General features: G+C 55.1%; 19 protein-coding genes. 10 read left to right on the forward strand and 9 right to left on the reverse strand.

From position 1 onward, the window contains the following. Positions 1–7: 7 nt before the first annotated feature. The 3 genes from JO972_RS00485 to JO972_RS00495 form a co-directional block, all read right to left on the reverse strand. On the reverse strand, positions 8–1,132 hold the full coding sequence (locus tag JO972_RS00485; protein ID WP_309488023.1) for a M20 family metallopeptidase: 1,125 nt from the start codon (positions 1,130–1,132) through the stop codon (positions 8–10). A 122-nt stretch (positions 1,133–1,254) separates the two neighbouring features. Beyond that, the gene (locus tag JO972_RS00490) at positions 1,255–2,778 is read right to left on the reverse strand and encodes a mercuric reductase (RefSeq protein WP_309488024.1); all 1,524 of its coding nucleotides are present in this window, start codon (positions 2,776–2,778) and stop codon (positions 1,255–1,257) included. Between the two features lie 6 nt (positions 2,779–2,784). Next, positions 2,785–3,432 carry a TVP38/TMEM64 family protein gene (locus tag JO972_RS00495; protein WP_309488025.1) on the reverse strand — a complete coding sequence of 216 codons (648 nt, stop codon included), beginning with the start codon at positions 3,430–3,432 and terminating at the stop codon, positions 2,785–2,787. A gap of 142 nt (positions 3,433–3,574) precedes the next feature. Between JO972_RS00495 and hpt the strand changes: the two genes are divergently transcribed. The 4 genes from hpt to JO972_RS00515 all read left to right on the forward strand — a co-directional run bounded on the left by hpt (position 3,575) and on the right by JO972_RS00515 (position 6,511). Beyond that, positions 3,575–4,108: a hypoxanthine phosphoribosyltransferase gene (gene hpt, locus JO972_RS00500; protein ID WP_309488026.1), complete on the forward strand. Its 534-nt coding sequence runs from the start codon at positions 3,575–3,577 to the stop codon at positions 4,106–4,108. 20 nt (positions 4,109–4,128) lie between these two features. Beyond that, positions 4,129–5,259: an LOG family protein gene (locus JO972_RS00505; protein WP_309488027.1), complete on the forward strand. Its 1,131-nt coding sequence runs from the start codon at positions 4,129–4,131 to the stop codon at positions 5,257–5,259. After that, complete coding sequence (locus tag JO972_RS00510; protein ID WP_309488028.1) at positions 5,256–6,245, forward strand: MBL fold metallo-hydrolase; 990 nt, start codon at positions 5,256–5,258, stop codon at positions 6,243–6,245. The genes JO972_RS00505 and JO972_RS00510 overlap by 4 nt, the downstream gene beginning before the upstream one ends. Positions 6,246–6,328: 83 nt before the next feature. Further along, entirely contained in the window at positions 6,329–6,511 is a 183-nt protein-coding gene (locus JO972_RS00515) for a hypothetical protein (RefSeq protein WP_309488029.1), read from the forward strand. Between the two features lie 39 nt (positions 6,512–6,550). Here the strand turns inward: JO972_RS00515 and JO972_RS00520 are convergent, their stop codons facing one another. The 3 genes from JO972_RS00520 to JO972_RS00530 all read right to left on the reverse strand — a co-directional run bounded on the left by JO972_RS00520 (position 6,551) and on the right by JO972_RS00530 (position 9,134). Beyond that, on the reverse strand, positions 6,551–7,225 hold the full coding sequence (locus JO972_RS00520) for a DUF4349 domain-containing protein (protein WP_309488030.1): 675 nt from the start codon (positions 7,223–7,225) through the stop codon (positions 6,551–6,553). A 66-nt stretch (positions 7,226–7,291) separates the two neighbouring features. Beyond that, on the reverse strand, positions 7,292–7,729 hold the full coding sequence (locus JO972_RS00525; protein ID WP_309488031.1) for a 23S rRNA (pseudouridine(1915)-N(3))-methyltransferase RlmH: 438 nt from the start codon (positions 7,727–7,729) through the stop codon (positions 7,292–7,294). Between the two features lie 4 nt (positions 7,730–7,733). Beyond that, positions 7,734–9,134 (reverse strand): glycine--tRNA ligase, encoded by a 1,401-nt coding sequence (locus JO972_RS00530; RefSeq protein ID WP_309488032.1) that lies wholly within the window; start codon positions 9,132–9,134, stop codon positions 7,734–7,736. Positions 9,135–9,201: 67 nt separating this feature from the next. Between JO972_RS00530 and xseA the strand changes: the two genes are divergently transcribed. Then, on the forward strand, positions 9,202–10,593 hold the full coding sequence (xseA, locus tag JO972_RS00535; RefSeq protein ID WP_309488033.1) for an exodeoxyribonuclease VII large subunit: 1,392 nt from the start codon (positions 9,202–9,204) through the stop codon (positions 10,591–10,593). 18 nt (positions 10,594–10,611) lie between these two features. On the opposite strand, the gene JO972_RS00540 is transcribed toward xseA, so the two are convergent. Continuing rightward, the gene (locus JO972_RS00540; RefSeq protein ID WP_309488034.1) at positions 10,612–11,589 is read right to left on the reverse strand and encodes a PEP-CTERM sorting domain-containing protein; all 978 of its coding nucleotides are present in this window, start codon (positions 11,587–11,589) and stop codon (positions 10,612–10,614) included. 252 nt (positions 11,590–11,841) lie between these two features. On the opposite strand from JO972_RS00540, the gene JO972_RS00545 reads away from it, so the two are divergent. The 5 genes from JO972_RS00545 to JO972_RS00565 all read left to right on the forward strand — a co-directional run bounded on the left by JO972_RS00545 (position 11,842) and on the right by JO972_RS00565 (position 15,983). Then, complete coding sequence (locus JO972_RS00545; RefSeq protein ID WP_309488035.1) at positions 11,842–12,234, forward strand: hypothetical protein; 393 nt, start codon at positions 11,842–11,844, stop codon at positions 12,232–12,234. Between the two features lie 64 nt (positions 12,235–12,298). After that, complete coding sequence (locus JO972_RS00550; RefSeq protein WP_309488036.1) at positions 12,299–13,255, forward strand: ABC transporter ATP-binding protein; 957 nt, start codon at positions 12,299–12,301, stop codon at positions 13,253–13,255. Further along, positions 13,255–14,268 carry an ABC transporter permease gene (locus JO972_RS00555; RefSeq protein WP_309488037.1) on the forward strand — a complete coding sequence of 338 codons (1,014 nt, stop codon included), beginning with the start codon at positions 13,255–13,257 and terminating at the stop codon, positions 14,266–14,268. Before JO972_RS00550 ends, JO972_RS00555 begins: the two co-directional genes overlap by 1 nt. A gap of 12 nt (positions 14,269–14,280) precedes the next feature. Further along, complete coding sequence (locus JO972_RS00560) at positions 14,281–14,901, forward strand: LysE family translocator (protein ID WP_309488038.1); 621 nt, start codon at positions 14,281–14,283, stop codon at positions 14,899–14,901. Positions 14,902–14,957: 56 nt separating this feature from the next. Beyond that, positions 14,958–15,983: a calcium/sodium antiporter gene (locus JO972_RS00565; RefSeq protein ID WP_309488039.1), complete on the forward strand. Its 1,026-nt coding sequence runs from the start codon at positions 14,958–14,960 to the stop codon at positions 15,981–15,983. A gap of 92 nt (positions 15,984–16,075) precedes the next feature. Here JO972_RS00565 and JO972_RS00570 read toward each other — a convergent pair whose 3' ends face one another. After that, complete coding sequence (locus JO972_RS00570) at positions 16,076–16,498, reverse strand: hypothetical protein (RefSeq protein ID WP_309488040.1); 423 nt, start codon at positions 16,496–16,498, stop codon at positions 16,076–16,078. Positions 16,499–16,586: 88 nt separating this feature from the next. Further along, positions 16,587–16,964, reverse strand: coding sequence for a helix-turn-helix domain-containing protein (locus tag JO972_RS00575; protein ID WP_309488041.1), 378 nt, complete (start codon positions 16,962–16,964; stop codon positions 16,587–16,589). Between the last annotated feature and the right edge of the window lie 283 nt (positions 16,965–17,247).

The following is a 17,247-nucleotide window of genomic DNA, read 5'->3' on the forward strand; positions in this document are numbered from 1 at the left end:
TGGGAGGTCATGCCAACGAGCGGATCAAGCGCTCGAAGTATTCCACTCCGGCTTCTAGATCGGAAATTTGAATAAATTCGTCACGTGTGTGAGCTTGGTCGATGGATCCGGGGCCGACACATATGGAAGGAAGCCCGGCTGCATTCAGATGCGCGGCATCGGAGAACCAAGGTGCCCCCACAGCCTGGGAGTCAGGGTTGGCAGCTTGCATTTTCAGGATCCATGGATGGTCAACAGGCACTTCCATCGGTGGGTTTTCATGGGGCTGGCTCACACTGATGGGTAGAGATTCTTCAGCGATCACTTTTTCCACAAGTGCCAGTGCACCGCAGTCCTCGGTGAGTGAGGGAGTCATGCGGATATCAATTTGTGCCGAGGCAAAATCTGGCACGATATTGGGTTGCTTGCCTCCGTGAAAAACTCCGACGTTGAGCGTGGTGTGGCCGAGGATCGGGTGGGTGTATTCTGCAAGCTGGGCGACGAGCTTTTTGTCTAACACACCGAGTGCATGGGCGAGCTTGAGAATCGCATTTTCCCCGAGTTCCGGTTGGGACGCGTGGGCCGCCTTGCCGCTGGCGTTGAGCGTTGCCCAGAGAGATCCCTTGGTGACGTGCACGATATCTAACGAGGTGGGTTCTCCGGCGAGGGCAAATTCGTATTCCTGTGCGTGATGTTTGGCAAAATGTTGAGAGCCGTGCTGAGACGCCTCTTCGCCCATGAAACCGATGAAGTCCACGGCGACCGGGAGTTGTTCGAGTAGGCCCCGACAGTTGCTCAATGCTTGCAGCATCGCAGCCATCGGGCCTTTGGTATCAGATGCACCCCGGCCAAGGACTCGACCATCGTCGGTGATCTGGCCAAAGGTGTCCATGTCCATGCCGGCGACGCTTACAGTATCCAGATGGGGCCCAAGTAAGATGCGTGGCCGCTCATTCGAGCCTGGGCATCTGGCGATCAGGTTGGGGCGATTGGGTTGCACCACTTCCTGACGCACATCGAAACCGACATTTTCCAGGTAGGCTTGCACATAGTTCGCCGTCGCCGCTTCTCCATCACCATCCGGTGAGCAGTCCGGATTGACGCTGGGGATACGGATCAGGGTCTGAAGTAGAGATACAACGTCGCTAGGCATACCTCTATGTAACCCCGAAGATGACGGAATACACGGAATTTTTACTGCAGAGCTGCGAGCCTAAGACGCGGGGCCTGACTAGACTCGGCAACGCATACTCTCGTGGAGAAGTCGCACTGGTTTTACCGTCGAGACCATGCCAGCCATTTTTTGAATAGCTTGCTCACCATCGGGGTGAGCTTGGTTCGAGAGTAGCTGTCGGCGACTTTTTTGATCGCCTCTGCTTGCGTCGGGTAGGAGTGAATCGTGGAAGCAATCTTATCCAAGCCCAGACCGTGGGTCATTGCCAAGGTGATCTCAGAAATCAGCTCGCCGGCATGATTGGCGACGATCGTGGCACCGAGAATCTCTGCCGAGCCTTTGCGCGTGATGACTTTGACAAACCCATCCGTTTCTCCATCGAGGATGGCTCGGTCGACGTGGTTGAAATCCTGCCGGTAGACGTCGGTTTCCAATCCTTTCTCCTCGGCTTCGTGTTGATACATGCCGACGTGGGCGATTTCCGGTTCGCTATACGTGCACCAGGGAATCACCAGGTCGCTGAGCTTTTTACGCCCGAGGAATAAGGCATTCTGAATGACAATTCGTGCGGCAGCGTCGGCGGTGTGGGTGAACTGGTGGCGCATGGCGACATCTCCAGCCGCGTAGATGTTGGGGTTGCTGGTCCGTAAGCGATCGTCCACCTCAACCCCATGTTGGCGGGAGGAAACTCCGGCGGCTTCGAGTTGCAGGCTTTCAATGTTCGGCTGTCGGCCCGCGGCGACGAGGATGGCATCCACTTTCAGCGCGGACGAATTACCGTCGGAATGTTTCAGCTGCAAGGTCGGCTCAGCACCGTCTTTGCTGACGCGTTCCAGTTCGGTGCGACAGTGAATCGTCACGCCGTCGTGGACCAGCGACTGGTGCACGATCTCTGCAGCGTCCGGGTCCTCCTTGCTCAAAATGTGTTCGCCATGTTGGATCAGGGTGACCTCGGAGCCGAAGCGGGCGAAGGCTTGGGCGAGCTCGACTCCGATTGGTCCGGCGCCGATCACGGCCAGCCGTTTGGGCAGTTCGGTGATGGAGAAAATAGTTTCGTTGGTGAACGCTCCGGCTTCCCACAGTCCGGGAATGGGGATGCGAGCAGCGCGTGCCCCGGTGGCAATCAGGGCTTTTTTAAAAGTGAGCTCTTGCCCGCCTACCTTGACAGTATTTGCTGAGGAAAATGCGGCATCTCCGAGAAAGACATCCACTCCGAGTTCCTCTTGGTAGCGCTGGACGCTATCGACATCACTGATGTTAGCCCGTAGCTGGCGCATCCGGTGAATAGCCGCGGTGAAATCGATTTCAGGCTCAGCCGCGAGAATGCCGAACTTGGCAGATTGCCTGACATGAGCGGCAGCTCGGGCGGCGCGGATGAGTCCTTTTGATGGCACACAGCCGACATTTAAGCAGTCGCCCCCCATGGCATGGCGCTCGATCAAGGCGACTTTGGCACCCAAGCCCGCAGCACCGGCTGCAGCAATGAGCCCGCAGGGGCCCGCGCCGATGATGACCAGGTTGTAGACTGCTTCAGGTTTAGGATTGGTCCAGTCGTCAGGTGCGACATTGGATTTGAGGTCCCGGTTGGGTGCGGTGTCGGGTTCAAAAAGGGGGCTGTTGTTCATATTGTCTTAGACGCGGTTGTTGATCGCTTTGCGTGCAATCTTGGTGATGTAAATCGTGACGATCAAGGTGGCGAGTAGCCCCAAACCGTAGAACACCCACTCGGTGTTCGTTTTCTCCCGTTCTCCACCCGCCAGCTCGGCCAGGCTCTTGAACAAAGAGCCGAGGTAGACGTAGAGCAGGGTGCCCGGGAGCATGCCGATCCATGAGGCCAACACATAACGACCGAAGGAAATTTGAGTCAGCCCCAGGGCATAGTTGAGCAGGGTGAAGGGGAACACAGGCGATAAACGCAGGAGGAAAACTATCTTGCTACCTTCCTCGCCGACGGCCTCATCGATAGCGCGGAATTTGGGGCGGTGTTCGATTTTTTTCATCACCCAATCGCGCGCGACATAGCGGCCAATCAGAAAGGCTGCCGAGGCCCCTGCGACGGACGCCAGTGAAACATAAAGCGTGCCCCATCCCACACCGAACAAGAAACCGGCGGCCAGGGTGATTAGTGAGCCCGGGATGAATAAGACTGTGGCCAGAATGTAAAAACTGATGAACACCAAGGGGGCGAGCAAGGGATCGAGTCCCGAGATGTAGTCGAGCACCCGCTGTAACCAGGAGGAGATACCTGTGGCGGCGATGATGTGGGGGTGGGGGAGCATGGCGAATGGGGCTAGGCCTGGCGGCTTGGAGTCCATGAGAGAGATTGAGGCGGAAAATTATTCCGCATTTAGTTCTAAAGACCATCCCAGCGAGTGCCGACTTTAGGTTGTTGTTGGCGTCAATTCCAGCTAAGTATGGGCCATGCATGAAGATATTGAAAAGGTGCTCATCGATGAGGCGGTGATCCAAAAACGTTTGGATGTGCTTGCGGAGAAAATTCTGGAAGACTTCCAAGGGAAACCGCTGGTTGTGGTGGCTTTGCTCAAGGGAGCCTTGTTGTTCATGGCCGATCTGCTGCGCCGGATCCCGGTGCCGATGGAAATCGAATGCATCAGTGTGGCCAGCTACCACGGCGGCACCGAAACCAGCGGTAAGGTGGAGTTTCTCGATCGAACTTTGCCCGATGTGGACGGGCGCAATGTGCTGCTGCTCGATGATATTCTCGATACCGGTGGCACCCTCCACGCGGTGATCGACAAGTTGAATGAACACGGGGCCAAGGAGATCAAGACCTGCGTCCTGCTGACCAAAGACATCCCTCGCGAACGCATCCGCGAAGCCGATTACACCGGCTTTGTCATCGGCGACGAGTTTGTCGTCGGTTATGGCTTGGACTATCAGGGAAGATATCGTAATTTGCCCTATGTGGGAATTCTCAAGGATTCCGCAATCTAACAACCTCCATTGCTCTTTCCATGAAATGTTCATCCGTCCGTGAAATCGACACTCTAACCTCGCTGAAACGCCTTCAAGGTCAGCTGAACTGCGCCGTGATCCAAGGGCTAGACCTTACTCAGGCCGAGCTCGACTGGGAGACTCTCGAGTGCGATGGAGCGGTGTTCATGGGCTGTCATTTTCCCGATGGGGTCGATGAGCAAAGCTTGCGCCGGCGGGGCGCGATGATTTTACCCAAATTTGCCAACCTGCCCTATCACCCGTATCGCCACGAACTTTATTCGCGCGAGGAACTGATGTGTGGCTGGACGCCCGGTCATGACGACAGTGTGGATAAGAAAATTTACGATCACTTCCACTCCAAAGGACGTCACAATCCGGATGTGTTAGAGGCAATGGCGCAGCGGCTGCACGATCATGCCATCGACGATGCTTTGCGCGATTTGTTAGAAGGTCGGGTCGAACGTGATGGTCGCAAGAAAGTCGTGGCCGTCATGGGCGGGCATGGAACACCTCGCACCGACCCCTATTATCGCAAAGTGGCTCACATTACTCGGCAGCTGACACGAGCGGGGTATTTCATCGCCTCCGGCGGTGGCCCGGGGATGATGGAGGCCGCGAATTTGGGTGCCTGGATGGCCAACGCGGATGATCACGATCTCGAGACGGCCTTGCAAATTTTGGGTCGCAGTCCGGTGTATACGGATGCCGGTTATATGGAATGTGCCCAGGAGGTGATCGATCTTCACCCGGTGGGCAGCTCGAGCCTGGCGGTGCCCACCTGGTTCTACGGTCACGAACCCACCAACTTCTTCTCCCGCTACGTTGCCAAGTATTTTTCCAACAGCATTCGCGAAGACGGCCTCCTAGCCATTGCCACCTACGGAGTGATTTACGCTCCCGGAAGTGCTGGAACCACACAGGAGATCTTCATGGACGCCACCCAGAACCATTACGGAACCTTCGACTGGATTAGCCCGATGATCTTCCTCGGAAAAAAACGCTACCTTGAGGAAACCATGCTCTTCGACTGCATCAGCCAGTTAGCCGAAGGGAAGCAATACGGTGAGATGCTGCTGTGCACCGATGACGTTGAGGATGTGTGCTCGGCCATTGAAAACTATCAACCGACCCATTACCAACAACCATGATGCGCGCCCCTTCTCCCGGTTTTTCCAGACGCCACTTTCTCTCACTCTCCGCCATGGCTGCGGGGGCATGCTGCGCGGCTCCGGCTCAGAGCCTGGCTGCCACATCGCCGAAGAATCCATGGATCTATCACTTTAAGATCGGCGAGCTTGAAGCGTGGTCAATTAGCGATGGCTTCATGAAAATCGGTCAGGGGTTGAAGCTGATGTATCCTGAGGACGAGCGGGACGCGATGGCGACTGCGCTGAAACAGCACTCGGAGCCGCTCGATCACCTACCGCTTTACGTCAACGTTCTGGTCATCCGCAAAGGCAAGGAGATCGCACTTTTCGATGCTGGCTTTGGCGCGCCGGCGAGTGAGCGTAGAGGTTGGCTGGCGGCGGGCTTGAAAGAAATTGGCATTCATCCGGATCAGGTGACCGCCACCTTTCTCAGCCACGCCCACTCGGATCATATCGCGGGCTTTGTCACCGACGGGAAACCGACATTCAAGAACGCGGCACTCAATGTCACCCCGGAAGAATACCATTTCTGGCGCTCGAAAAATCCTGATTTTTCCAAAACCAAGCGCAACCCCAAGGCGATTCCCGGCATGGTGAGGCAGGCGCAGAAGCGCTTGGAAATTCTCACCCCGATCAAGCAGCTTACTCCCGTGGGGGCCTCACTGTTCGATGGTGCGGTGACAGTGGAAAATGGTTTCGGTCACACCGCAGGACACGCGATTTACCGCATCAGATCCGGGGACGATGAACTGCTGCACATGGTGGATCTCGCGCACCACCACTTGCTGATGTTTCAGAAGCCCACATGGAAAATTGGCTGGGACAACAACCTTGAGCTCGCGGCGCAGACGCGGAAGCGTGTATTCACCCAGGCCGCCGCAGCGAAAACCCGCGTGTTTGGCTTCCACGTGCCATTCCCCGGTCTCGGCCGGATCAACCCACTGGGCGACGGCTTTCGCTGGGTGCCGGAACGGCTGGTCTGGTGACCTGCGCCGACCGCGCGACAAGGGAGCATACAAGCTGGAAAAATAGCACTTGATTCGGTCTTGGAGGAGAGTAATGTTCGGACATGACCAAGATCTTTTTTGCATTCCTTGCCCTCGTTACACTTCCGATGATCTCCTGCACTCCTGGCAACGAGTCCGCACGGAATAAACCCGTTCTGCCAACTTCCGATGAGTCCGACATGCCTTGGAATCGTCCTACAGGGCCTGAAGGCGGTGGACCACTCAGCATGCTGGACAATAGCTAGTCGGTATAGTCGCTAAACGATTTTTTCGTGTAAAAGCTGTTAGTCGCGAATGACGAACAGTTTTTTCACTCCCCACCAAGTTCCTTTGGTGATTGCGCCAAGGGGACCGGGGATGCTTTTCTGGCGCAGATTGATGGTGATCTTGCTGTAGCTGACATTGCGCTGCATCGCTTTCATGCGCCCCTCCAGAGAGTCGAGCTCACTCTGCACCCTATTGAGCTCTTTCTCCACCGCGAGCACCTCCTTGACGTTATTGGTTCGATCGAGCAGCCGGCGTAAGCGATCTCGCAGAGAGCGCAGGTTCTTGATTTTTGCCTGCAGATCGATCCACTCGTCCGTCACATCCTCCACCGAGATCTGACGGGAGGTGATTTTTCCAACGGTAGCCAGTCCCTCCATGGTTGAGGTTAAGTGAGTTTGTGGCACTCTCACTGTAAGTCTTGACGAGCCAGCCTCCTTGCCTTGGCTTCGGGTGTGTTCGATGTATCCCTGCTGCTTTTTCACCAGGCTTTTGACCTGAGCGGTGGATTGTTCAACATCAGCGACTTCTAGTGAGATGGAGCCAGTGTGAATCAAGACTCGGGATCTTGCGGCCGACTCTTGGCTGTAGGCAGAAGTCATCGCAGGAGCCGGTGCATGAGGAAGCAGCGAATTGCTGCAGGATGTAAAAAGTGCGAGCGTGGCGAGCAGGGAAAGATAGACAGGTAATTGCATGAGTGCTAGAAAAACAGCACAATCAAACCGAGCGCAAGCTTAAATGCTGAATATCCAGCATATAGCTTAGCGGTGGTAAGGTTCCCCGCGCTGGATGGTGGCGATGCGGTAGAGCTGCTCGAGCAAAACAACGAGGGCCAACTCATGCTGTAAGGTCAGCGGGGAGAGGGCCCAGACGAGGTCGGCTTGCTGGCGCAGTTCTTCGGTGTGGCCATCGGAGGCACCAATCAGGTAGCTGGCGCGTTTCACACCACGCATTTCCCAGGCGTTGATCTTCTTGGTCAGCTGCGCCGTGTTCAGGCTCTCGCCGCGCTCGTCCATGACGATACGCAGCGTGCCTTCACTGCCTTCTAACAAGCGTTGCGAGACATCCTCGCTACTGCCGTCTTTGATATGTTTCAGATCATAGCTGCCGTAACGTTTGAGTCGTTTGAGATACTCAGCGGTGCCTGTTTTCGCGTAAGCGAGCGCAGGTTTTCCGGCAACGATGATCTGGTGTTTCATCGCCTTAAACGATGCGAGCTAACAGCCATGGAAGCAGCTCGCTGATGGCGACCCGTTCCTGCTCCATGCTATCGCGGTGGCGCACGGTGACGGTATCGGTGAAGTCCTCACCGTTGGGTCCTTCTTCGCCGAGCGTTTCGAAATCGATGGCGATGCAGAATGGCGTGCCAACCTCATCTTGACGACGGTAACGGCGGCCGATGGCAGCGGTTTCATCGTAGAAGATGTTCATGTGCGGCTGAAGCAGTGCCTTCACCTCCTTGGCCTTCGCCACGAGTTCAGGTTTGTTTTTCAGCAGCGGCAGAATGGCGGCCTTGATCGGAGCAACGCAGGGTTGGAAACGCATCACGGTGCGCTCGTCCTTCTTGCCACCTTCCTTGGTGAGGTCCTCCACATCGTAGGCTTCGCAGATGACCGCGAGGATGGTGCGGTCGCAACCGGCGGACGGTTCCACCACGTGGGGGATGAAGCGCTCCTTGGTTTCGGCGTCGAAGTATTCGAGGTTTTTGCCAGAGTGTTCCTGGTGCTTGCCGATGTCGTAAGCACCGCGGTAGGCGACACCTTCGAGCTCTTGCTGGCCGAAGGGGAAGTCGTATTCGATGTCGTATGTCTTCTCCGAGTAATGCGCACGGTCTTCATCGGGGATGTCGAGCACGTGCAGCTTCTCGCGTGGCACGCCGATCTCGGAGTAGAACTCGAGGCGTTTCTCCAGCCACTCGTCGGTGAGGCGGAGGCCGTCTTCGGGGCGACAGAAATACTCGACCTCCATTTGTTCGAACTCACGTGAACGGAAGGTGAAGTTGCGTGGGTTGATCTCGTTGCGGAAGGCTTTACCAATCTGGGCGATGCCGAAGGGCAGCTTCAGACGGGTGGAGTCCAAGACGTTTTTGTATTGCACGAAAATCGACTGCGCTGTCTCCGGGCGGAGGTAGGCGATGGCATTGGGATCGTTCTCGTCCGCAGACGCACCCATCTTGGTTTGGAACATCAGGTTGAACTCCTTCGGCTCGGTCAGCTCGCAGCTCTTGTCCTCGCCCTTGGGAAGCTGAGCTTTTTTCTCACAAGTGGGAATCTCGTCGAGTTGGTCGGCGCGGTAGCGTTTGTTGCAGACTTTGCAATCGACCATAGGGTCCGAGAATCCGCCGACGTGGCCGGAGGCTGTGAGCACGGCTTGGTGGGTGAGAATGGAACCGTCCATACCGACGATGTCCTCGCGCTCGAGCACGTTCTTGCGCCACCAGAACTCTTTCACATTGCGCTTCAGTTCAGTGCCTAACGGACCGTAATCCCAGCAGCCGTTGAGCCCTCCGTAGAGTTCTCCTGATTGGAAAATGAAGCCCTTGCTTTTGCAGAGGGAGACGATTTTTTCCATGCGTTCGGTGTCGGTCTGGTCTTTGTTAGCCATGGTGATAAATAAGTTAGTGTTGGACGAACGCGGATGGAAGCAGGGGTGGGGGTGCTAAGCAAGAGAAATGGATTGCAGAATTGAGTCATCCACGGATGATGCGGCTGTGTTGGACAACAAGAAATCACTGACCGTCACCCGTCTGGTGAGGAGGATGCGGAACCTGTTGGAAATCGAGATCGGCGAGATCTGGGTGGAGGGGGAAATCAGCAATCTCCGGAGGCAGGCCAGCGGTCATTGTTACTTCACGTTGAAAGACGAAGGGGCTCAAATTTCCTGCGTCTTATTCCGTGGGACCGCCAGCCGGGCAAAGTCCCGACCCGAAGACGGCATGCAGGCTCGCTTATTTGGTGAGATCTCTGTGTATGAGGCTCGCGGTCAGGTGCAGCTGGTGGTCAAGCAACTGGAGGATGCTGGCATGGGCGATCTGCAGGCCCGTTTCGAGGCACTGAAACGCAAGCTGAATGCCGAGGGACTCTTCGATACCACCCGGAAGAAAGCGCTGCCGAAATTTCCCCAAACCATTGGTCTGGTCACGTCGCCCACGGGGGCTGCGCTGCAGGACATGCTGAATATTTTAACCCGCCGTGCACCCTGGGTGCAGCCGGTCCTTTACCCGGTGACTGTGCAAGGCAAGGGGGGCGAGCGGACCATCGCCGCCGCCATCGAGCAGCTCGGTGATCCCGAACAACACGGCTTGCCGCGCGTGGATGTGATCATCGTCGGCCGCGGTGGGGGATCGCTCGAAGATTTATGGAACTTCAACGAGGAGGTGGTTGCACGCGCCATTCATGCCTGCCCCATCCCGGTGGTTTCCGCCGTGGGGCACGAGATCGATTTTACCATCTCCGATTTTGCCGCCGATATGCGGGCTCCGACGCCGAGCGCGGCTGCCGAGCTGGTGGTGCCGGATGCTGTGGAGCTGAAAGCGCGCGTTCGCCAATCGGCCAGTGCGGTGCAGCGGGCGATGGAAAACCGCCTGAAACATGATAGCTCCATCCTCAACTCGGCGCGTCGTGCACTGATGCCGCGCGATGCGGAACGGGCGCTGCGCGACCCCATTTTAGAGCTCGATCGGATTCGGCAAGAGCTGCGTGATGCAGCTCAAGGAGCGTTGGATGATAAAAAGTCCAAGCTTAGAGAAATGGAAGTGCATCATGCGGCGCACCATCCGGCTCGGGTCTTGGAACGGCGCGGTGAGAAGCTTGATCAGGCTCGGATTATTTGGGAAAAAGCCGGAAAGGCTGCACTTCAATCCGCCACTGAACGCTTTCAGAACTTAGCTTCCCTGATTCGGACTCTTGGTCCCGAAGCTACCTTCGCGCGGGGGTTTTCCATCACTCTCGACCAAGATGGGAAACCAGTGAAGGACGCTGGCGCGGTGCAAGCTGGTGATGTTCTGGTCACCCAAGTTAGCCATGGGAAAATCCAGAGCGAGGTAACCAGCCTACAAGAGTAAGGCTCGGAAGGGACTAACTTAATCGCGGCGCCGGCCACAGAAGAAAACGGCCAAACCAAGGGTCAATAGTCCGCTTGATGCAGGCTCAGGAACGGCGACCAACGAATATCCGAGGTCTTCAATAATTGCTAAATCGAGCGCTGTGTATTCGCGTTTGGACTCACCAAATCCAATATGGTGCACCATAGGATCTTCATCCAGGGTAGGGTCATCGCTATCGACATGGCTCGTGCTGCTACCTCCTAAGTAGGTGCCTGGGGAAAAAAGAGGAACCGGTGCTCCATAGACAGCCACAGCATTGGGGCCGTTAAAAAATAAATTTTCTGAGGTAAATATATCTAAGACATCATCGGAGTCCGCACCATCAGTGAAGCGCGCTGTGTCGAACTCAGCTGAATCCATGATCAGCGGATTGCCCTCCCCATCGACCAGGAAAGAATCGTAGGTGGAATAGGTTTGACCGTAATAATTGCCTCCAGAGACCACATTAGAGCCTTCTCCAGTCACTTCATCAATCAGGCTGGTCATGCCTAGTGAGTGAGTCATCTCGTGTAGAGCGACCGAACGAAAATCGTATTCAAAATCACTGGCTGCGGCTTCTGAGAAATTCCACGCAAAACCGAAATCAACGGTCATGTAGCCTCGCGTTGTGTTGCTGGAAAGACCTTGGATAGCAAGGGCCATGTTGCTGCCGCGTATGGTGTTTGTTCCTTTCAGTAATCCATAGGAGCTACCTGCGCTGGCTAAAGATCCGTTGCCATCAGTTTGAGATGCCTTGATGGTGTATGTAATAGTCGCATTGTGATCCAGTAGACCTCCGATGTAGTTACCGACATCTTGCAGTGCCTGCCGGCGCTCCGCTCCACTGGCAGAGTTGTCAAACCCGATTCCTGAATTGTTTTCGACGTCCTCATAGACGAAATTAAAGATCACTTGGCCGCTGACTAAGCTGGGCACCAGAACAGCATAAGCTGCTAGTTTAGCTATCGATTTCATTTTGGTAGGGGGGGATGGGGCGTGTATGAAAGACACCTAATAAAAGCCAATTGATTAAGATGTATTAACTTAAATGTCAAGTTTGATAAAACGATGTCCCCCCACACTCAGGGGGTGGAGGCTATTTATGATTGCGCCCAAAAGAGCTTTATCCGCTTAATGGTGGCTGCGCTATTGCTGGAGAGGTAGAGCATTCGCGCAAAAGTGTTTTTATGTGGCTTATTCCAAGTTCAGCCCATCTTAGTTACCATCATGCATTTACAAAGGTCAGCCAAGGAAGTCCGCACACTCACCGCGAGTGCGTGTCACTTTCTTTTTAATGTCTCGCTTGGCTCTGCCGTGGTGGTGCTTTTGAGTTATGGATTTTATCGTGACGACCGCACGAGCATGATCTGGGCTGCCAGTCTTTTGGGGCTGTGGTTCCTCTCGATGGCGGTTTTTTTCGCCCGGCGCTTAGTGCTTCGTTGTGCTCTGTGTTCCGTGCCGCTCTGGTCGGGGCAGAAATGCCAGAAGCATAAAAAAGCCAAGCCGGCTCTGGGGGTGAGTTATCGTCTTGGTGTGGCCAGTGGTGTGGTGTTCAAAGGTCATTACCGCTGCCCCTACTGCGGCGAGCCCTTCAGTGCCCGCAAGTCACGGCGGAGGTAGCGGAAGTTGGCTGGCGAGGACTTCCTTCCTTGCTGTTTTCAGTGGTTGGTGTTCTATCGTGCCCGTGTCTGAATCTGTTATTGATATCTCGGAAATGCGAAAGCGCTACCGAGGCGGAGTTGAAGCCCTGCGAGGCGTCTCACTGGCTGTTCCCAAGGGTGGAATTTTTGGCTTGTTAGGGCCTAATGGGGCTGGCAAGTCCACGATGGTGAAGATCTTGCTCAGCATTGTGCGCCCGAGCCAATGCAGGGGGCAGATGCTAGGTCACAAGATCGGTCACAAACCAACCTTGGCACGTGTCGGTTACCTTCCAGAGCACGCTCGCTTCCCTGATTATCTCAAAGGCGGAGAGGTGATTCGCTATGTTGCCGGGCTGGGCGGCGTGCCAAAATCATTGACCCATTCGCGCAGCCAGGAACTGCTGGAAATGGTGGGGATGCAAGATTGGGCCAATCGTAGGATGGGCAGTTATTCGAAGGGCATGAAACAGCGTATCGGCCTGGCCCAGGCGCTGGTCAACGATCCGGAAATTGTATTCCTCGATGAGCCCACTGATGGGGTCGATCCCAAAGGCCGGATGGAAATGCGCTCGGTGTTGAAAACCATGAAAGACCAGGGCCGCACCGTTTTTATCAACAGTCACTTGTTAGGTGAGCTGGAAATGATTTGCGACACCGTGGCTATTATGGACCAGGGGCAGATCGTCCGTCAGGGCAGTATCGCTGACCTAACGGAGAAATCGCGCCGCTACGAGATCTCAGTGCGAGGCAAGATCGGCGGTGAACTCAGCGGGAGTTTGCTCCAACACGGTGTGGAAATCGAAGGTGAGACCCTGACGATGTATCAGCAGGACGCCGAGAAAGTTCAACCGGTGATCGATGCCCTTCGCGCTGCGGGTGTGACCATTGTTACCATGACCGAGGCGCGCCAGTCATTGGAAGATTTGTTTATGGAAACGGTGGGAAGTCATGGACCGGGTGCGGCCATGCCACCTAAACTTCCTCGAAAGGAGAAAGTGTAATGCGACAAATTTTAACCATTTTCTGGGATTCTTACCGACTGCTCACCGCGAAGAAGCTCTTCTGGGTGGCGCTGGGCCTTTCGGTGCTGATTGGCTTGATCTATGCCTCGATCAGTTTTCATGAGGAAGGCATGTCGGTTTTCTTTGGGGCTTACACCTTGGAAAGTGGCATCCTCAATACGACCGGTCCCTTGGCGAAATACATCTACCTCACGATGTTTACCGATGTGCTGGTGCCGTTCTGGCTGGGTCTGTTCGCCATCGTGCTGGCTCTGCTCTCCGTGTGTCCGGTTTTTCCCAACTTCTTGGAAGGTGGATCGATCGATATCGCGGTGTCCAAGCCCATTAGCCGGGTCACCTTGTTCGTCAGCAAATACCTGAGTAGCTTGTTGTTTGTTGCCATTCAGGTCTTCGTGTTCTCGCTGATCGTCTTTGTCGCCTTTGGCCTGCGGATGGAATCCTGGAACTTTGGAATCTTCTGGGCTGTGCCGTTGATGGTGTTTGTGTTCAGCTTGATCTACTGTGTCGCAGTGCTGACGGCGGTGTGGACGAAATCGACGCTGCTCTCGCTGCTGATGGCCTTCTTGGTCTGGGGTGTGAGCTGGGGTATTCAGGTGGCCGAGGGCTTTATCTACCGTTTGGCATATACAGCGCCGGCGTCCGGACTGACCTTGGACATGGGAACCGGCCAGACTCAAATCTCCGATGAGCCACAGGCTGTGGATTCGGATTTAGCCAAGTTCCACGGTCTGCTGAAAATGGTGGAGACTCCATTGCCCAAAACGCGTGAGGCGACGTATTTGCTGAAAAAGAAAATCAAGATTGATGGCCGCAACCTGACACAAGCCGGAGCATTCATTCAGCCGGTGGATGATGTGGAACGAAACCAACACATGGCGGAGGAAGATTATGACAATCGGCACTCGGAATTCTTCGTGGTTGGCACCTCACTGGCCTTCGAGCTGGTGATCCTCTCGATTGCGGGGTTCTTTTTTGTCCGCAAAGATTATTAATTGGCAGGCGTGATGGGGGAGTGGTTGGTCTTTGTCGCCCTGATGGCGGTTGGTCAGTTCAGTCCTGGCCCGGACATGCTCTTGCTGACGCGGACGGCCTTGGCGCAGGGACGGAGTGCAGGCTGTTGGACAGCGCTCGGCATTGCCACCGGCTTGGGCGTGCATGCACTGATCGCCGTTGCCGGTGTGGCCTCGCTCATGGCGCAGGGCGGCTGGCTGGAAAAGGGGATGAAGTGGGCGGCCGCTACCTATTTGCTATGGCTGGCTTATCAGCTGATCCGCAGTGGTCTCAGGGCCAGAAAGGTGCAGGTGGGCGAAGCTGCTGAGAGCAGTGATCAGGGGAGGCTTCACGCATGGAAACGGGGGTTGCTATGCAATTTGTTGAATCCCAAGGTGGCGGTGTTTTTGGCTGGGGTTTCAGCGCCTTTTTTGATCGGTCACGATGGCTTCAGGTGGCCCTTGCTCCTCTGGACCACGATTGTGTTTGAGGGTGCCCTGCTGTGGTGTTTGTGGGTCTGTCTGCTGCAGCAGCCACGGCTGAAACGGGGTTACCTCCGGCTGGCGCATTGGTTCGATCTGGCATTTGGCATCGGGCTGCTGGCCGTGGCGGTCGCCTTACTGGCTGGTGGCTGAAGACTGGGTGAGATTTGCGTTTCCTAAATCCGGCAAGCGTGTACATGGTTTGCCCCGTGGATCTGACAATACATTTGCTCTGGCTGACAGGCGGCTTGGTTTTTCTCTACTTCGGAGCCGAGTGGCTGGTGAAGGGTGCCTCGGAGATTGCCCTGCGCTTGGGGATTTCCCCTTTGGTGGTCGGGCTGACGGTGGTCGCCTTCGGCACCAGTATGCCGGAGTTGCTGGTCTGCCTCAAAGCCAACTCACCGGAAGTCGTAGCAGCGCCGGCGGCGTGGTTTGGTTTTGCTGTCGATGTCGGAGTGGCGAGTCCTGACATTGCCTTCGGTAATATTGTGGGATCGAACATTTTCAACATCGCCCTGATCTTGGGCGTCGCCTCATTGATTCGGCCCATCGAGGTGCATTCACAGCTGATTCGCCGAGAGCTGCCGATCCTGATTGTGGCCTCTCTGGTATTTGTCGCGATGATGTCAGACATGGTGCTGATGCGCTGGGAAGGTGCTCTGCTGGCTGCCGGAGTGGTGACCTACGTGTTCATGAGCGTGCGCATGGCGAGGGGAGAGAAGGACATCGACCAGTATGAGGAATTCTCCGAAGAGGAAATCGAAAAGGCCAAGCAGGGTGGCGGACGACTGCTGATCGATCTCATGCTCATTGTCGTCGGCATTGGCGCTTTGGTCGTGGGTGCCGACTGGTTGGTCGATCACGGCGAGTCCGTGGCCCGAGTATTTGGTGTGCCGGAAGTGATCATCTCACTGACGCTTTTCGCTCTTGGGACCTCATTGCCTGAGTTGGCGACCTCTGTGGTGGCAGCTCTGAAACGTCAAGGCGATATCATCACCGGCAATGCGATTGGCTCCTGTATTTTCAATCTCTTGGCCGTAATGGGCGTCACTGCGAGCGTCAAACCACTGCAAGCAGAGCACATCGCGTGGATGGATCTCTGGGTGATGCTGGGGCTGGCGATTTTGATCATGCCCTTTATGTGGTCCCGTAAGCGGATTAATCGGGTGGAGGGGGCCATTTTAACAGCAGTGGCACTAGGATACTCAGTGCTCGTGGTGGTGATTGATCGCTAAAGATCGGCGAAGGCTGAGGCTATCGCAAAATAATCCCCCCATGCGCATGATGCAGGCGGGGATGGGGTATTCTTAACCGCTGACTTTTTAGATCACTTGTAGCCGATAATTAGGGCGTAGTGTGCTCCATTGCGTGTGCTGTTGGACATTTGCACCTTGATGTGGAAGTTGCCAGACCACTTGGGTTTGACTCGGACGACCGGGACGGCATCCACTTTGGTGTCTCGGCCAACTTCGTTCCAGTTCTCATCGTAAACGATGATATCAATATCACGGGCATCTTCACAACCTCCGGCCACGAGCACATACTGGGTGCCGGCTTTCAGGGTGGTTTTGATCGTGGTGCTCCCTTTATATTTCAGTAAGCCGTGCCAGTATTTTTCACGGAACTGAATATTTTGTTTTTTCAGCGCCTTGGCGATACGATTGGCCCGATTTTGGGCCTCCTCGGTAGTAGCCTGAGCGGCTGAGGTTATCAGGGTGACCGCGATCGTGAAAAAGAGGAGCTTGTTCATTGGGTCAGGTGAGGTGTCCAAGCACGCCAATTAAATCAAGAGGTGCCATGGCACGAGCTCCGTCAAGGGGGCAAGATCTGGAGGGGGCTTACTTCTTGCCGAGTTCTGGCTGAAGTTTCTTTTCCAGCTGCTTCGGTGAGATCCCGTAGAACTTTTTGATGTCGGTGCAAAAATGGCTGTAATAGAGATAGCCCAATTTCTCTCCAATTTCGTGAAGGTCCATCCCTTCGGTGATCATGCGTTTGGCGAGCAAAGCGCGGTGGTTGCAAAACAGATCCTTGGGTTTCAGCCCAATGGCGGCCTCAACATGGCGCTGCAGCTGAATCACGGTGAAGCCAAGCTCCTCTGCAACATTTTTCACATTGAAGCCTTTTTCCTCGGCAAGTTGAAGGAGGTCGACTCCAGATTTGTCGACAACACGGTCTCCTTGTCTGAAGAATGGTGTGGGTGTGGCGGGTCTACTCATGGTGGTGATTTTTCGTAAAACTCTTCCTATAGAGGGAATTATTGTTTGCGCGGGCTTGATAGTAAACGAGAAAGTGTAACTGCGCACGAATTTTTTTCCTGCTAGGTAGCTTTTGCCTGTAGATTTTTCTCTAAATATGCCAGTTTATAACAGTCTTACAAAAGTGCTGTGAAGGTTATTGCCCAGCTCGGTTTTGTAAGACCTTTTTACACCCTTCCTAAATACACATAATGTCCACAACAACAACGGTTCCCACCAATAGCAGTGTCAAATTTTCTAACAG

Origin of the sequence: Oceaniferula flava, from assembly GCF_016811075.1 — a bacterium.
GTDB classification, from domain to species: domain Bacteria; phylum Verrucomicrobiota; class Verrucomicrobiia; order Verrucomicrobiales; family Akkermansiaceae; genus Oceaniferula; species Oceaniferula flava.

Excerpts from the sequence above, each read along its gene's own strand:
- JO972_RS00520 (WP_309488030.1), bottom strand. The coding sequence starts at position 7,225 with ATGCAATTACCTGTCTATCTTTCCCTGCTCGCCACGCTCGCACTTTTT.
- hpt (WP_309488026.1), top strand. The coding sequence starts at position 3,575 with ATGCATGAAGATATTGAAAAGGTGCTCATCGATGAGGCGGTGATCCAA.
- JO972_RS00570 (WP_309488040.1), bottom strand. The coding sequence starts at position 16,498 with ATGAACAAGCTCCTCTTTTTCACGATCGCGGTCACCCTGATAACCTCA.
- JO972_RS00505 (WP_309488027.1), top strand. The coding sequence starts at position 4,129 with ATGAAATGTTCATCCGTCCGTGAAATCGACACTCTAACCTCGCTGAAA.
- JO972_RS00530 (WP_309488032.1), bottom strand. The coding sequence starts at position 9,134 with ATGGCTAACAAAGACCAGACCGACACCGAACGCATGGAAAAAATCGTC.
- JO972_RS00515 (WP_309488029.1), top strand. The coding sequence starts at position 6,329 with ATGACCAAGATCTTTTTTGCATTCCTTGCCCTCGTTACACTTCCGATG.
- JO972_RS00510 (WP_309488028.1), top strand. The coding sequence starts at position 5,256 with ATGATGCGCGCCCCTTCTCCCGGTTTTTCCAGACGCCACTTTCTCTCA.
- JO972_RS00495 (WP_309488025.1), bottom strand. The coding sequence starts at position 3,432 with ATGCTCCCCCACCCCCACATCATCGCCGCCACAGGTATCTCCTCCTGG.
- JO972_RS00560 (WP_309488038.1), top strand. The coding sequence starts at position 14,281 with ATGGGGGAGTGGTTGGTCTTTGTCGCCCTGATGGCGGTTGGTCAGTTC.
- JO972_RS00575 (WP_309488041.1), bottom strand. The coding sequence starts at position 16,964 with ATGAGTAGACCCGCCACACCCACACCATTCTTCAGACAAGGAGACCGT.
- JO972_RS00490 (WP_309488024.1), bottom strand. The coding sequence starts at position 2,778 with ATGAACAACAGCCCCCTTTTTGAACCCGACACCGCACCCAACCGGGAC.
- JO972_RS00485 (WP_309488023.1), bottom strand. The coding sequence starts at position 1,132 with ATGCCTAGCGACGTTGTATCTCTACTTCAGACCCTGATCCGTATCCCC.
- JO972_RS00540 (WP_309488034.1), bottom strand. The coding sequence starts at position 11,589 with ATGAAATCGATAGCTAAACTAGCAGCTTATGCTGTTCTGGTGCCCAGC.
- JO972_RS00545 (WP_309488035.1), top strand. The coding sequence starts at position 11,842 with ATGCATTTACAAAGGTCAGCCAAGGAAGTCCGCACACTCACCGCGAGT.
- xseA (WP_309488033.1), top strand. The coding sequence starts at position 9,202 with ATGGATTGCAGAATTGAGTCATCCACGGATGATGCGGCTGTGTTGGAC.
- JO972_RS00555 (WP_309488037.1), top strand. The coding sequence starts at position 13,255 with ATGCGACAAATTTTAACCATTTTCTGGGATTCTTACCGACTGCTCACC.
- JO972_RS00525 (WP_309488031.1), bottom strand. The coding sequence starts at position 7,729 with ATGAAACACCAGATCATCGTTGCCGGAAAACCTGCGCTCGCTTACGCG.